Annotated in this window: 13 protein-coding genes; 3 read left to right on the forward strand and 10 right to left on the reverse strand. The window is 37.9% G+C overall.

The annotated features are described in order from the left end of the window. The first annotated feature begins 208 nt into the window (after positions 1 to 208). Together AC1DEF_RS24460 and AC1DEF_RS24465 are read left to right on the forward strand one after the other, a co-directional pair. On the forward strand, positions 209 to 460 hold the full coding sequence (locus AC1DEF_RS24460; RefSeq protein ID WP_013055267.1) for a YhdB family protein: 252 nt from the start codon (positions 209 to 211) through the stop codon (positions 458 to 460). Positions 461 to 670: 210 nt separating this feature from the next. Beyond that, entirely contained in the window at positions 671 to 1,282 is a 612-nt protein-coding gene (locus tag AC1DEF_RS24465) for a biotin transporter BioY (RefSeq protein ID WP_028410248.1), read from the forward strand. 34 nt (positions 1,283 to 1,316) lie between these two features. Here the strand turns inward: AC1DEF_RS24465 and AC1DEF_RS24470 are convergent, their stop codons facing one another. The 10 genes from AC1DEF_RS24470 to AC1DEF_RS24515 form a co-directional block, all read right to left on the reverse strand. Further along, the gene (locus AC1DEF_RS24470; RefSeq protein ID WP_097824987.1) at positions 1,317 to 3,071 is read right to left on the reverse strand and encodes a phospho-sugar mutase; all 1,755 of its coding nucleotides are present in this window, start codon (positions 3,069 to 3,071) and stop codon (positions 1,317 to 1,319) included. Positions 3,072 to 3,236: 165 nt separating this feature from the next. Continuing rightward, entirely contained in the window at positions 3,237 to 4,916 is a 1,680-nt protein-coding gene (locus AC1DEF_RS24475; protein WP_043981690.1) for a glycerol-3-phosphate dehydrogenase/oxidase, read from the reverse strand. A 187-nt stretch (positions 4,917 to 5,103) separates the two neighbouring features. Next, complete coding sequence (gene glpK / locus AC1DEF_RS24480; protein ID WP_043981689.1) at positions 5,104 to 6,594, reverse strand: glycerol kinase GlpK; 1,491 nt, start codon at positions 6,592 to 6,594, stop codon at positions 5,104 to 5,106. A gap of 67 nt (positions 6,595 to 6,661) precedes the next feature. Then, positions 6,662 to 7,489 carry an MIP/aquaporin family protein gene (locus tag AC1DEF_RS24485; RefSeq protein WP_025752994.1) on the reverse strand — a complete coding sequence of 276 codons (828 nt, stop codon included), beginning with the start codon at positions 7,487 to 7,489 and terminating at the stop codon, positions 6,662 to 6,664. Between the two features lie 178 nt (positions 7,490 to 7,667). Then, entirely contained in the window at positions 7,668 to 8,222 is a 555-nt protein-coding gene (locus AC1DEF_RS24490) for a glycerol-3-phosphate responsive antiterminator (RefSeq protein WP_043981688.1), read from the reverse strand. A gap of 113 nt (positions 8,223 to 8,335) precedes the next feature. After that, the gene (locus tag AC1DEF_RS24495) at positions 8,336 to 9,874 is read right to left on the reverse strand and encodes a carbon-nitrogen hydrolase family protein (protein WP_013055260.1); all 1,539 of its coding nucleotides are present in this window, start codon (positions 9,872 to 9,874) and stop codon (positions 8,336 to 8,338) included. A 316-nt stretch (positions 9,875 to 10,190) separates the two neighbouring features. Continuing rightward, positions 10,191 to 10,961 (reverse strand): L,D-transpeptidase, encoded by a 771-nt coding sequence (locus AC1DEF_RS24500; protein ID WP_043981687.1) that lies wholly within the window; start codon positions 10,959 to 10,961, stop codon positions 10,191 to 10,193. 189 nt (positions 10,962 to 11,150) lie between these two features. Continuing rightward, complete coding sequence (locus tag AC1DEF_RS24505) at positions 11,151 to 11,945, reverse strand: SurA N-terminal domain-containing protein (RefSeq protein ID WP_034654560.1); 795 nt, start codon at positions 11,943 to 11,945, stop codon at positions 11,151 to 11,153. Between the two features lie 259 nt (positions 11,946 to 12,204). Continuing rightward, positions 12,205 to 13,197, reverse strand: coding sequence for a Gfo/Idh/MocA family protein (locus AC1DEF_RS24510; protein ID WP_097824986.1), 993 nt, complete (start codon positions 13,195 to 13,197; stop codon positions 12,205 to 12,207). Positions 13,198 to 13,430: 233 nt separating this feature from the next. Next, positions 13,431 to 13,823, reverse strand: a complete 393-nt coding sequence (locus AC1DEF_RS24515) for a YhcU family protein (protein ID WP_013081630.1) — start codon at positions 13,821 to 13,823, stop codon at positions 13,431 to 13,433. 154 nt (positions 13,824 to 13,977) lie between these two features. On the opposite strand from AC1DEF_RS24515, the gene AC1DEF_RS24520 reads away from it, so the two are divergent. Then, the gene (locus tag AC1DEF_RS24520) at positions 13,978 to 14,889 is read left to right on the forward strand and encodes an RluA family pseudouridine synthase (protein WP_097824985.1); all 912 of its coding nucleotides are present in this window, start codon (positions 13,978 to 13,980) and stop codon (positions 14,887 to 14,889) included. The last annotated feature ends 106 nt before the right edge of the window (positions 14,890 to 14,995 follow it).

The raw sequence follows: 14,995 nt of genomic DNA on the forward strand, positions 1-14,995 counted from the left end.
TCTTAAATAATGGATGTAATATAACTGTTATGCTGCATCATTCTTTGCCTTTCTTATCATTTATAGGGTCCTGTACGTTTATTCTTCTTGCATAATGACTACAACCTCTTTTAATTATGCACTGGTCTTTTGCCCAACATTTACAGCGTAAGAATTCCCGCAAATATCATACACTAATTTCAACTCCTCAAAAGGAGGAACGTTATTAATGGATGTAATTGATTATGATCGAGCTTTATATTACACACACCGTTCACAATGGGATAACTTATTAATTTTAATGGTTCGAACAGACGACGATTTTCTTTCAAAAAAGATTGAACATTTTTTGCACGCCTACAATTTTGAACGAAACTACCGCATCATTCAAGAAGAGCTTTATTCTTTACTACGCTACATTGATCATGCAACGGAATATTCGGAGCACAACCCGGAGCTTCTGGAAGAATCATTGTACTAGTATTTTTGATACACACACTTGGACAAAGAAGGGATGAATTCCCTTCTTTATTTTTTTATGTTGCACTAAAAATATGCATACTTTATTTCAAAAAACATCAAATAATATATGTAAACACATTTATTTTTATCGTTGACATAAAAGCAGATTCGACGTACAATCTTCAGTACATACGCTAAGATATTTCAGTACATACTGGGAGGAACATATATGAGTACTAATAAAAGGTTTCGCACATTAGATTTAACGCTAGCTGGTATGTTTGCGGCTCTTATGGCTATTGGTGCAAACATTACTTCTTGGGCACCTTTTTTACAAGTAGGCGGCGTGCCTCTTTCACTTCAGCCTTTTTTTGTTATATTAGCAGGACTTTTACTTGGGAGCAGAATGGGTTCTATTTCAATGATTGTATACGTATTAATTGGCATTGCCGGCGCCCCAGTATTTGCTCAATTTAAAGCAGGAATTGGTATTTTATTTGGAAGCACTGGCGGCTTTTTGCTTTCTTATATCGTAGCAGCATTTATCACAGGAAAAATTATGGAGATGCGCGGCAAGCCAACTTTTTCTATCTTTTTAATTTCATCACTAGTTGGTATTGCCGTTATTTATTTAATAGGTACTACGTATATGTATGCAGCGGTTAATTACTGGCTTGAAGCTCCTGCAATGACATATGCAGCCGCTTGGAAGATTATGTCGTGGTTTGCGGTAAAGGATCTTATTTTTACTGTTCTTGGGGCTATGCTTGCTCCGAAAATTTATAAAGCCCTACGATCTTCTTCGTATTTGTCAAATACGCAATCAAATAAAGTATCATAAAAGAAGCCTGCTCAAGTTTGAGCAGGCTTTACTTTTATACCGTTTTCACTTTATCTAATACACGTTCTACTTCACCCATTACAGCTGTTTGTACAGCTTCTAAATGAGCAATGCTCGTTGCTTCATCTTCTGACACGACGCCAAAATAGAACTTCACCTTTGGCTCTGTACCAGATGGACGAAGGCAGAACCAAGAACCGTCTTCTAAGATATATTTTAATACATTTGATTTTGGCAATGTAATTTCTTCTACTTTCCCTGCTTTAATATGCTGACGCTCACTTAATGTATAATCCTCTACAACCGAAACATTTAATCCTGCAATATTCTTAGGAGGTTCATTTCTAAATGTAGCCAAAATATGCTGAATTTGCTCAGATCCTTCTTTTCCTTTAAGCGTTAAAGATTTCAGACCTTCACGATAGAAACCATATTTAGTAAACACTTGCTGAAGCGCTTCATATAGCGTCATGCCCTGCTTTTTATAATAAGCACAAGCTTCTACTGCTAGAATGGCTGCTTGTACAGCGTCTTTGTCACGAGCAAAGTCACCAATTAAATAGCCGTAGCTTTCTTCATAACCGAATTGGAATGTATACTCGCCCGTTTGCTCATATTGCTTAATTTTTTCACCGATAAATTTAAAACCTGTTAGAGTGTCAACAACTTGCAGTCCAAATGAACGAGCAATTTGTGCGCCGATTTCTGACGTTACAATCGTTTTTAACACAACGCCATTAGCAGGCAGCACGCCTTTTTCTTTCTTTTGAGAAAGCAAATAGTGAAGCAATAAAGCACCCGTTTGGTTTCCTGTTAATAACGCATATTCGCCGCTTGGATCTTTGACAGCAATTCCTAAACGGTCTGCATCTGGATCCGTTGCGATTAAGATATCTGCATCAATTTCTTTTCCTTTACGAACAGCATATTCAAACGCAGCTGGTTCTTCAGGATTCGGAGATTTAACCGTCGAGAAATTTGGATCAGGAAGTTCTTGTTCTTCAATAACCGTGACATTTTCGTAACCGATGGATTGAAGCGCGTTGCGAACTGGCTTATTAGCTGTACCATGTAGAGGTGTAAAAACCACTTTTAAATCTTTACCTGTTTCAGAAGCTAGCTCTGAATTAATTAAAATCGTTTTTAGTTTCTCATTGTATGCTTCGTCAATCGCTGAACCAATCATTTCAATAAGACCTTTTTCTTTTAGCTCCGCTTCAGATTGAACAGCTAATGTAAGTTCATTTTCCACAGCATTTACAAAGCCAACTAGTTCATCAGCTTCTTTTGGCGGCAGCTGACCACCGTCTGGACCATATACTTTGTATCCGTTATATTCAGGAGGATTGTGGCTCGCTGTAATAACAATACCTCCAAATGCGTTTAACTCACGCACTGCAAATGAAAGTTCAGGTGTTGGTCTTAGCTCTTCAAATACATACGTTTTAATTCCGTGACTTGCTAATGTTTTTGCTGCTTCCATTGCAAATTCAGGGGATTTGTGGCGAGAATCATACGCAATGACTACTCCTTGGTTAATAGCTTCTTCGCCAGCTTGTTTAATGTACTCAGCAAAGCCTTCGGAAGCTTTTCGGATTGTATACGTATTCATACGGTTTGTACCGGCTCCAATTTCCCCACGCATTCCGCCTGTTCCAAATTCCAATGTTTTGTAAAAACTATCTTCTAATTGTTTTTCATCACCTTTGATTGCGTCTAAATTTTGACGTAATTCAGGATCTAAATTTGGATAATTAATCCAAGATGTATACGTTTCTTTCCAACTCATAAAAAAAAGCCCCCTTATATAGATGTAAATATGTATGAAAAGAGAAAAACGAGTAATCGTCTTTCTCTTTTTTTAACAGTCATATTATATTTCTTCGTCAAAATTTGACTTCCTGCTATTATATTATGGCTGTATTGACAAATTTTGAGGTGCTTTTTTATTTTATCATGAAATACCTGTCATACGGTTAACTTTTTCATCTACTGGTACAACTGCGTCATGAAGGTGCTGTTCTAATTCATCCGTATAAGCTTTTGTTTGCTCAGGCGTCCACTTTAACTCTTCGGCCATATGAGCAATCACTTGTTTTTTCCAGCTTCTTACCCAGTTGATATCAAAGAATAAAGCGCCCGTACGTCTAATGAAGAAGTCCACTGGTTTTGAAACCATTTCTTCTTCTATGCCATATTGAATTTGCAGAAATACACTAGCTGGAAGGTCGCTGTTTTTTAGCTGATCAGGACGTTCAATCATGTAGCGGTATACTTTATCTACGTTTGAGCCATAGCGTTTTACAAGCTTTTCAGCAGCGTCACGTGATAACCCTAGTTTGATGCCTTCTTTGACTTTTTGCTCTACAAACGTTGGGAACCCACCTGAACCGCCTACATTACCTCCAGAAATCGGTAAATGTTTAGTTTGACAGCTTTCAAATTCGCGTCCTTCTGCTTTAAAATCTTCAGCTACGCGATTTACGACAATTTCAGCCATTTTACGGTACCCAGTTAATTTCCCTCCAGCGATTGTAATTAAACCTGATTCTGATGTCCAGATTTCATCTTTACGCGAGATTTCAGAAGGATCTTTTCCTTGTTCGTGAATAAGTGGACGAACACCCGCCCAGCTTGATTCTACGTCGTCTACCGTAAGATCAACCGTTGGGAACATATAGTTAATCGCATCAATAACATATTGACGGTCTTTTACAGTCATACGCGGATGTCTAGCGTCTTCTTTATAGACCGTGTCTGTTGTGCCTACGTATGTTTTTCCATCACGCGGAATCGCAAATACCATACGTCCATCAGGTGTATCAAAATAAATGGCTTGTTTTAACGGAAAGCGTTCTTGGTCAATAACTAAGTGAATTCCTTTTGTTAATTGAAGCTGCTTGCCTTTTTTTGAATTATCTTTTTCACGCAGCGTGTCCACCCATGGACCTGCAGCGTTGACGATTTTTTTCGCATAGATATTATATTCTTTATTCGTAAGCTGATCACGAACAACCGCCCCTACTACTTTTCCTTTATCGTAGATGAAGTTTTCCACTTTTGTGTAATTGACTAAGTCTGCCCCTCTTGCTGCAGCTTCTTTAGCTACTTCAATCGTTAAACGTGCATCATCTGTTTTATATTCAACGTAGTAACCGCCGCCTTTTAAATCTTTAGATTTCACCAATGGCTCGCGGCTAAGTGTTTCTTCTGCGCTAAACATTTTGCGGCGCTCTGAGCGTTTTACACCAGCTAAAAAATCATATACGCGCAGTCCAATTGAAGTTGAGAATTTACCGAATGTTCCACCTGTATGGAAAGGTAACAGCATCCACTCCGGAGTCGTTACATGAGGGCCATTTTCATATACGATGGCACGTTCTTTACCAACTTCGGCTACCATTTTAACTTCAAACTGTTTTAAATAGCGTAGACCGCCGTGAACAAGCTTTGTTGAACGACTAGATGTTCCTGCTGCGAAATCCTGCATTTCAACTAATGCCGTTTTCATGCCTCGATGAGTCGCATCAAGTGCAATACCTGACCCAGTAATTCCCCCACCAATTACTAGTAAATCGTATTGATTTTGTGTCATGTCTACCAATTTATTCGAACGTGTTTGACTTGAAAACATACGTCATTCCCCTTTCATTTTTCAAAGATATAAAATTTTTCCAATATACAAAAAAGAGAGACCACAAATCACATATATAGTATGCCTACATATGGATCTGTGGTCTCTCCGATTCTCCAACCAATTTATTAACTTGAGTAAATTATATCATACATGCGCTTTTAATTAAAGGATTTTCATCAAATAATTACTTAAAAGCCATTGTTGCATGTACGGCTTTTTTCCAGCCGCTATATAATTCTTCACGCTTTTCTTCTTCCATACTTGGTTCGAAAGATTTTTCCATATTCCACTGCTGCGCAATTTCATCGCAATCTTTCCAGTAGCCGACCGCTAGACCCGCTAAATATGCTGCCCCAAGAGCCGTTGTTTCATTCACTTGAGGACGTTCAACCGGAACGTCTAACACATCACTTTGGAACTGCATTAAGAAATTATTCTTAACTGCTCCTCCGTCTACACGCAATGTTTTTAATGTAATTCCAGAGTCCGCTTCCATTGCACTTAATACATCTCTTGTTTGATAAGCTAGTGATTCAAGCGTTGCACGGATAAAATGTTCTTTTTTTGTACCCCGAGTCAATCCAAACATCGCCCCCCGTACATCACTATCCCAATAAGGTGTTCCAAGTCCTACGAAAGCTGGCACAATATATACGCCGTCTGTAGACTCTACTCGCGTTGCATAGTTTTCAGTTTCAGCCGCATTTTTAAACATTCTTAAACCGTCGCGAAGCCACTGAATAGCAGATCCTGCTACAAAAATACTGCCTTCAAGCGCATATTCTACTTTGCCGTTAATCCCCCATGCTAATGTAGTTAACAAACCGTGATCGGACTTAACTGCTTTTTCACCCGTATTCATGAGCATAAAGCAGCCTGTTCCATAGGTGTTTTTCGCCATTCCTTTTTCATAGCACGCTTGTCCAAATAAAGCGGCTTGCTGATCCCCGGCTGCTCCAGCAATTGGAATGTTTTTACCAAAGAAATGATAGTCTACTGTATGAGCGTATACTTCAGAAGAAGGCTTCACTTCTGGAAGCATTGATTTCGGTACCCCTAAGATGTCTAGCAGTTCATCATCCCATTTTAAATCGTAGATATTGAACATAAGCGTGCGGGATGCGTTTGAGTAATCCGTTACATGCGCCTTTCCGCCTGATAGCTTCCAAATTAACCATGTATCAATTGTTCCGAATAACAATTCACCGTTTTCTGCTTTTTCACGTGCACCTTCTACGTTATCTAAAATCCACTTCACCTTTGTTCCAGAGAAGTATGCATCAATTAATAATCCCGTTTTGTCGCGGAACGTATCGTTTAATCCTTTTGCTTTTAATTCTTCACAAATACCAGACGTTTGTCGAGATTGCCATACAATTGCATTGTACACCGGTTTCCCTGTTGCTTTTTCCCATACTACTGCTGTTTCACGCTGATTGGTAATCCCAATTCCTTCGATTTGATCCGCATGAACACCTGACTCAGATAAACAAGATGCGATAACTGCTAGGATAGATCCCCAAATTTCACTTGCATTATGCTCTACCCAACCTGGTTTTGGAAAGTACTGTGTAAACTCTTTTTGAGCTACATGTACAACTTCACCTTTTTTATTAAATAACATTGCTCGTGAGCTTGTTGTTCCTTGGTCTAAAGATAAAATAAATTTTTCCATATCAATATCCCCTATTCTCTGTATAGTGTCGTTTCTTTATTGTACATAGTTAGATGGTAAAGCGCATTCATTTTTTCGGTACTACTGCTGATTGAATCTGTGCTGCCTTTTGTTTAGAAACAGCGTAGATAACTGCTAAAACAATCAGCGCTAGACTTAAAACAACCCATAAACTGCTTGACATTTTATTTAAAAATGCCGCTTGGTAAAATACTGCCCCGATTGATCCGCCTACTAAAGGACCCACTACTGGCACCCAAGCATATTTCCAGTTCGAGCTGCCTTTGCCAGGTATCGGCAAGATAGCATGAGCAATACGAGGTCCTAAATCACGAGCAGGGTTGATGGCATAGCCTGTTGTTCCTCCTAATGATAAACCAATACTTACGATTAAAAATCCTACTACTAAAGGATTTAATCCATCTGTAAATTTATTTGCTCCAATTGCTAAGATTCCTACTACTAATACAAACGTTCCAATTGCCTCACTTAAAACGTTTGCAAATGGGTTAGCAATTGCTGGCCCCGTTGCGAATACGCCTAATTTTGTACCAGCATCTTTTGTTTCTTTCCAGTGTGGAAGATAGTGTAAATAAACAACTGTTGCGCCAAGAATGGCTCCAATAAACTGAGCTAAAATGTACACCGGTACTTGTGACCACGGAAAATCACCTGTAATAGCAAGCGCTACGGTTAACGCTGGATTTAAGTGTGCCCCACTCATATTACCAACCGCATATGCTGCCATCGCTACTGCCATTCCCCATCCCATTGTGATAACGATCCATCCTGAATTAGCAGCAAACGATTTTTTTAAATTGACGCCCGCACATACACCAGCGCCAAGGATAATTAAAATCATTGTTCCAATTATTTCTCCTAAGAATGCTTGCATATAAATAACCTCCCCTTTGTATGAAAACGATTAAAATAACAAGAAAATAAGAAAATCCACAATACATCCCCCTAATAAAATCATTAAAAGGCTATACCGTGGATCTCCTATTCTCCCTCACATCTATTAACTTATCTAGAAGTTTACTAGATGGTGAAAGCGTTGTCAAACAGTTTTTTTAAGTTGAAATACTCCACAGTTCTCTATTTGATGTTGTAACAGCAGAAGCCCCGGCTCCTAAAGCATTCAGCACTTCTTTTTCGGTTCGTATTAAACCTCCAGCTAACACTGGAATGCCTGTTTCAGCTTTGACTTCTTGGATTAAAGTGGGCACAATTCCAGGAAGAAGCTCAATATAATCGGGTTTTACTTTCTTCATTAACTCGTAGCTTTTCTTCAAAGCCGTGCTGTCTAATAAAAAGACCCGTTGAATGGCATAAATCCCTCTTTGTTTAGCTTTTAAAATGACGTTTGTTCTTGTCGAAATAATCCCCGCAGGCTTAAACTCCTGACACAAAAAATCAACCGCATATTCATCGTGCTTTAAGCCATGAATTAAATCTAAATGAATGATTAGTTTCTTTTCATGCTTATGGACCTCTTTCATAATTCCTTTTAGCATGCCCACTTGATTGTCTAAAAGAACTCCGTACTCATAATTACTTACTAAAAATTTTTCCAATTGCTTCATATCTCGAACAGCGGGTAATACCGATTGTCCATGAAAACTCATGTTTTCCCCTCTTTTCCATGGTTAGTCCACAAAATTCATTGTAATAGTTTTTATTATGGCAAAAGTTGAAATAAAAAACACCATGCATTTGCATGATGTTTTTAGAAACTTCGTTATTTTTTATATTTAATATTGTAAACGTCGTGGCGTCGGTCTTTTAATTGACGAACCGTTCCCGATTGACGCTGGCGGCGAAGAATTTCTAAATCTACGTCTCCAATAACTACCATTTCAATATTAGGATTACATTCTCCTACAATGCCGTCTCGTGCAAATTCAAAGTCAGACGGTGCAAAAATAGCGGACTGAGCATACTGAATATCCATGTTTTCTGTTTCAGGCAGGTTTCCAACTGTACCTGCGATAACCGTATAAATTTGGTTTTCGATCGCACGCGCCTGAGAGCAGTATCTTACGCGCAAATAGCCTTGACGGTCTTCCGTACAGAATGGTGTAAAAATAATATTTGCACCTTTATCGGTAGCAATACGAGCAAGCTCCGGAAATTCGATGTCATAGCAAATTTGGATCGCAATTTTACCGCAATCTGTATCAAACACTTCAACTTTGTCTCCTGGGCTAATTCCCCACCATTTTCTTTCATTAGGTGTAATATGCACTTTGTACTGCTTTTCAATTGTTCCATCTCGGCGGAATAGATAGGCAATATTAAAAATATCTCCATTATCTTCTTCAACGAAGTGGGATCCTCCAATAATATTTACGTTATATTTAACCGCTAAATTAGTGAATAGTTCAATGTACTCTTCCGTATATTCTGCTACGCGCTGAACCGCTTTGCTTGGAATCTTTTCATTCAAGAAAGACATTAGCTGAGTTGTGAAAATTTCCGGGAATACGCAGAAGTCGGCTTTTGCGTCATAAGCAACATCTGTATAATATTCTACCTGTGTTGCAAACTCTTCAAATGAATTGATCTGTTTCATCATATACTGAACAACACAAATACGCACTGGGAATGACGTTTTAAAATGGCGTTTTGAACGGCGAACATAATCTACGTTGTTCCATTCCATCAGCGTTGCATACTTATTAGAAGCTAGATCATCAGGAAGATAACCAGGGTTTATACGCATAAGCGTAAATCCGTTCATTAGCTGAAAAGATAGGACTGGATCATAAATTTTATGATGAATAACTTGCTCTACATATTCTCTAGGCGACATTTCAGCTGAATGCTTATGGTAATTAGGAATTCTTCCTCCGATAATGATACTTTTCAGGTTCAATTCACGTGCTAAATCTTTACGCGCTTCATACAAGCGGCGTCCTATTTTCATGCCGCGATACTTTGGATGAACCATTACTTCAATTCCATACAGATTGTAGCCTTCGGGGTTATGATTTGTAATGTATCCTTCGTCTGTAATATCGTCCCACGTATGCTGATCATCGTACTCATCAAAGTTCACAATCAAGCTTGAACAAGATCCGATAATTTCCCCGTCGTACTCTGCACATATTTGTCCTTCTGGAAAAATGGCCAGGTGACTTTCAAGCTGTTCTTTTTTCCACGGATCCATTCCCGGGAATGATAGCTTTTGAAGTGCTAAAATTTCATCTATATCGTCCGGTTTGATGTTACGAATAATCATTTTTTTCTCGAATTTTGATAAATCTATTGTAGACATACGTTAAAACAACCCTTTCTCTCTCTTCATTAGGCAATTAGTTTCCCTGTTTTTTATTATAATAAACATTATTAAAAATTCAAAAAATGAGGTTGAGACATAACGAAATAAATCCAATCTAAAGACGAACAAATGGATGCATTAGCTCATATAAATAGCTTGTGACACCGCTATTGATTTCCGTGCAACTGCTAGAAGGAACAGAACAGATGAAACCTACGTTCACCATAATAAAAAAACGAACCATGAATCAAAATATTTGATTCATGGTTCGTTTTTTACTTAGGCTAAAATACTTTTGTCCCAGCCTCATTTTCTATTTGCAAATATCTAATTTTATGGATGTTTTTTTAGTAGGATAATTTTCAATAAACCCTGGTCCTAAAGAGACTTTAATGCCATCTATTTTATATACATTATAGCGTTCACCGCGATTTAACGTACGAATCTTTACCCATTTTCCTTTTTCTTCTTTTAACAAAACCATCGGTGATTCAATCGTTACAAAACCAATTTGGCCTTTTGAAAGCTTTTTCGTTTTACAAAGGTTCTGGGCGACTGGAGCACTGCTTACTTTGTATTTGTTTTTAACAGCGATTGAATCAAAACCTTGAGAATGAAATTGACCAATAACCACTTTTGTACCGGTTTGAACGCGGTCAAACAGCCAGCGTACCTCTTCATCATACATACGAATGCACCCTGAACTTGCGTAAGTTCCGATAGAACTTGGATTATTATTTCCATGAATAGCATACGTTGTTCCATATGTTCCGCGCGCATTTAATCCTAGCCAGCGATCACCTAGCGGATTCCTAGGATCTCCTCCCCGAATGTTGTCTTTATAATAAGGCCGGTTTTTAATTTTATTCACAATGCTGAAGGTACCCTCTGGTGTATAACTCATCTGCCTGCCTGTCGCAACTTTGAACGTCTTTACTAATTTTCCTCCATCATAAAAAGCAAGGGTGTTAGTAGATTTATTAATAATAATAAGTTGATTTGACGCCGCAGACGCATTGCCTGTCAGGCCCATCCCCGCGAGTAAAAAAACAAGCCCAACAAAAAAAACAGCCACCTTTTTCATTTATCGACTCCCCCAATTTCTCTTATATCTATATAAGAAAAGTATAGGATGAAAGTCAAACCATCAGAACACTTTTTATCTTATAAGTCAAAATACAATAAAATCTTTCACGCACCCCTTTTTACTGACAAGAAGCAATAAATGTACATAACAAAAAAACGGCCCTTTAAAGGGACGTTTTTTTTGTATTTAAAGCTTCACTTCAACTTTTGCATTTTTCTTAAGTTCTTCAACTTTTTTCTCTAATGCTTCTTGTTTCTTTTGTTGTTCAAGCTGCTGCTTAATTTGTGGCTTTACGTCTTCAAGCTTTGGCATTTGAGATTGTTCTTTACCGCCGCTTGCTTGACTTTGGCTTTGTTTTGCAAATTGATCGTAATAATCTTGAATTTCTTTATCTGTTACTTCTGGTGTTTGGATGTCTTTATCTACGTACTGCTGATATTTAATGCTGTCAGCCAGCTCAGACTTTAATTGTGATTGAGTTAGTCCTGCATCTTTTAAAGCCGCTTTAAACTGTTTATCTGTTTTGAACTGCTTTTTCGTTTCTTTTAACTTTTTATTTACTTCTTCATCAGTTGCTTTATAGCCTTTGTTTTCAGCTTCTTGCAATAGCAGCGTTTGACCTACTAAATTGTCAATTGTTTGCTGCTTTACTTGTTTAGCTGCTTCTTTAGATGTTGGGTCTTGTCCCATTTGTTGATATTGGGCTTGTGATGAAGATAATGCCGCATTATATTCTTCACCAGAAACTTTTTTACCGTTTACAACCGCTACGGTTTTCTTCTCATCTACTTTTTGTTTATCTAATTTCTTCTGCATTTCTTTTGCTTGCTTTTCCTGCTTTTCCTGAGCCTCTTTTTGCTTCTCAGTTTGTGCAGTTTTCTGATCATCACTTTTTGATTGCTTTGCATCATCGTTTGAACCGCATGCTGTTAAAGCTGCAGCAATTACCCCAATGAGCAATGTATACATCAGTTTTTTCATGATTAATCTCCTTTCATAATCCCAAACGATTATTAGCTATTCGAAAAAATCATCTAGGGGGCATTGTATATGATATAGGCGTAAAAAGAAACCATTTAGTCTAATTTTAAACATATGTAATAAGATTGAAACGTTCTGTAATCTTATGAAAGGTAAATAATTTCGTTTATACGACTTGTCTAATCATAACATTATTTAGTATGTTTTACATAATTTGCAGAAATTTATTCATCGTACATTCTTTTCTTTAAAGCTTTCTTTACATTAAAGATGACAGTATTTGATCACATAATTTCATGGTTTTTACATTATCACTTCCACTGGAAAGAAGTTCTTTATCACTTGTACAACACTCAATGAAATGAGCCATCTCTCCAACAAATCCACGAAGGTAAAGATCTCGATATGCTCCTGACATTGGAGAAGCAGAAGGTGTAAACACACGGTCGCTTTCTTTTAATGACTTCCATGGTAAATCATCAAAAGTCTGAGATTCGTGAATAGTCAATGCGTTTACTTCATCAGCAAAAGCAAAGCCATTGTCAAATGTCACTAATAAGTTTTCGCTTTCGCGAGACCACGCTGTCATGCCAGTAAAATACAGGCTCCCTACAGTGCCATTTTCAAACTTCAGCGAAATACTATTTGAAATATACTCACCATGATTATTTCTGAACCCTGCCACGTGAACGCCTTCGCCGAACAAGTGACGGACAAGATCAACAATATGTATGGCAGCAAGCTTCATAAACTGCTTTTCATCTTTACAAAAAGGGGTACTGTCTACAGCAAACCTCGCTTGAAATGAACGGACGTTTCCAAGTTTTCCTTCTTCAATGAGCTCTTTTAGTTTTATATAGCAAGGTGCATAGCGCTTCATAAAACCTACCATTACTTTTACGCCAGCTTCCCTAGCAGCATCTGAAATCTCTTTTGCTTCCCTTTCATTCAGCCCCAAAGGCTTTTCCACATAAACATTTTTTCCCGCTCGAATGCAATCAAGCACCAAAGCAGGATGATCTTCAGGCTGTGCCACAACTACTACTCCGTCGCACTTTTCCTGCTTCAGCATTTCCTTATAATCATCGTATGGCGTACCGCTGCTACCAAATCGCTGAAGAGCAGCTTTTGATCTTTCCATACTGCGTGTGGAAATTGCTTTAATTTCTGCTCCCGCTTCAATAACGGACGGATAAATGTTCGTTGATGCGTGAAAGCCTGCACCGATAAAACATAATTTTGCTTTTGTCATGTTTTCGCTCCTATTTGTTTTTTGTGATGGATTTATACAAGTTTGACCATATCACAAGCTCTTTTTGAATGTCCAATTGAAATCTGAAATATACCAATAAAAAGAAATAAGTTGAGACACAACTAAATGAATCCTACGTTTACCATAACAAAAAAACGAACCACTAATCAAAAATCTCGATCAATGGTTCGTTCTTCACTTCGTCTAAAATGCTTTTGTCCCAGCCTCTTTCTTTAATTTATGTATGAATTATAAAACGATTCATACGAATACGTAATCAAATTGTTTTCTTTTGCAAAACACTCAATGGAAACAGGAAATAAGAACCCGTATTTTTTTAAAATTGCAATATTTTTTTCGAATTGCTCGCAGTCGCTTTCTTCAATCGGCCGGTGTTGGATCGCTTCAATCACGGCAATTATTGTCTGAAGGCTACTAATGACTTGCAATGCTTCATCGAGTAAGCCATTATATAAATGGTCTGTACAATAATCTGGGTTTAATAATTCATCAGGATTAAGCTTATCTACAGATACATACCGAGGTAACAAGTCATAGCGAAGCTGTTCAGTCAACTCTTCTATGTAATTCTCCATTTCTGGCGGAGCTGCTTGGGCAATTTTCATGGTTACCCCCCCTTTTTCTCTTAACTTATGTCTCTTTATTTAGCATAACATAAACATAAAACGAGAACTTCAGGTAGTTATTTCCTCCTAATTATTTACAAGTTCTTTTAAAAGATTAAAGGATATTTACTAGTATGTAAGGAAGGGATTAAATATGAGTATACACGGCCAATGGCTAGAAGATAAAATCGCAAAAAATGATGCAGGGCAAACAATTGAAGAGTATTTAAAAACGAAATGGCGGATTCCTAAAAAAACGCTGCATCAGTTTCGGATGAAGAAAAATGTGCTTATAAACGGTGAGCCTTTACCATGGAGAAACACTCTTAAGGAACATGATAAAATGTCACTTCCTTTTTTTGAAGCAGAGCCTAATGAAATAACACCTTACAATGTTGATATAGAGATTTTGTTTGAAGATGAGCACGTACTAATCGTAAACAAACCAATAAACCTAGATACTCATCCTTCATCAGAACAAGACCAAAAAACTCTTTTAAACGCTGTAGCTGCTTATTTTCAAAAAATAGGCCTCAAAACAAAGCCTAGACACGTTCACCGTTTGGACAGCGATACATCAGGTGCTATCTTATTCACGAAGCATTTTGTAGCAAGCTCCGTGTTTGATCAGCTGCTGGCTGAACGTAAAATTAATCGGACTTATATTGCCCTCGTCCAAGGAATCATAAAAAAAGAGGATGGAATCATCAATGAACCCATTGGACGTGATCGTCATCACGCTACAAGAAGACGAGTATCTAGAACGGGACAAGCTGCCAAAACACTTTATCGGGTGTTAAAACGCAATACGGCAAAAAACGAAACGCTTATTGAACTTTCGCTCGAAACTGGACGCACTCACCAAATTCGTGTTCATATGAGTCACATCAACTATCCATTACTTGGTGATACTCTTTATGGAGGAAAGAGATTAAAAGAGCAGCAGCAAGCTTTACATGCCATTAAGCTTTCTTTTATACATCCGTTTACACATCAGCGCGTCTCAGCTGTTGCACCTCTAACTCAGCAAGTCTTTTTGCCTTACAGCAAGTTGCTTTCCTATTAAATATAAAAGAGAGGTTAAGACACAACCAGCTAAGGGCAAACAAATAGAAGAAGTGCGCTGAACCGCTTGAGATACCTACATGAAACCTGCGTTCACCATATCAATA

The sequence above is a fragment of the Priestia sp. 10L35 genome (assembly GCF_056395685.1).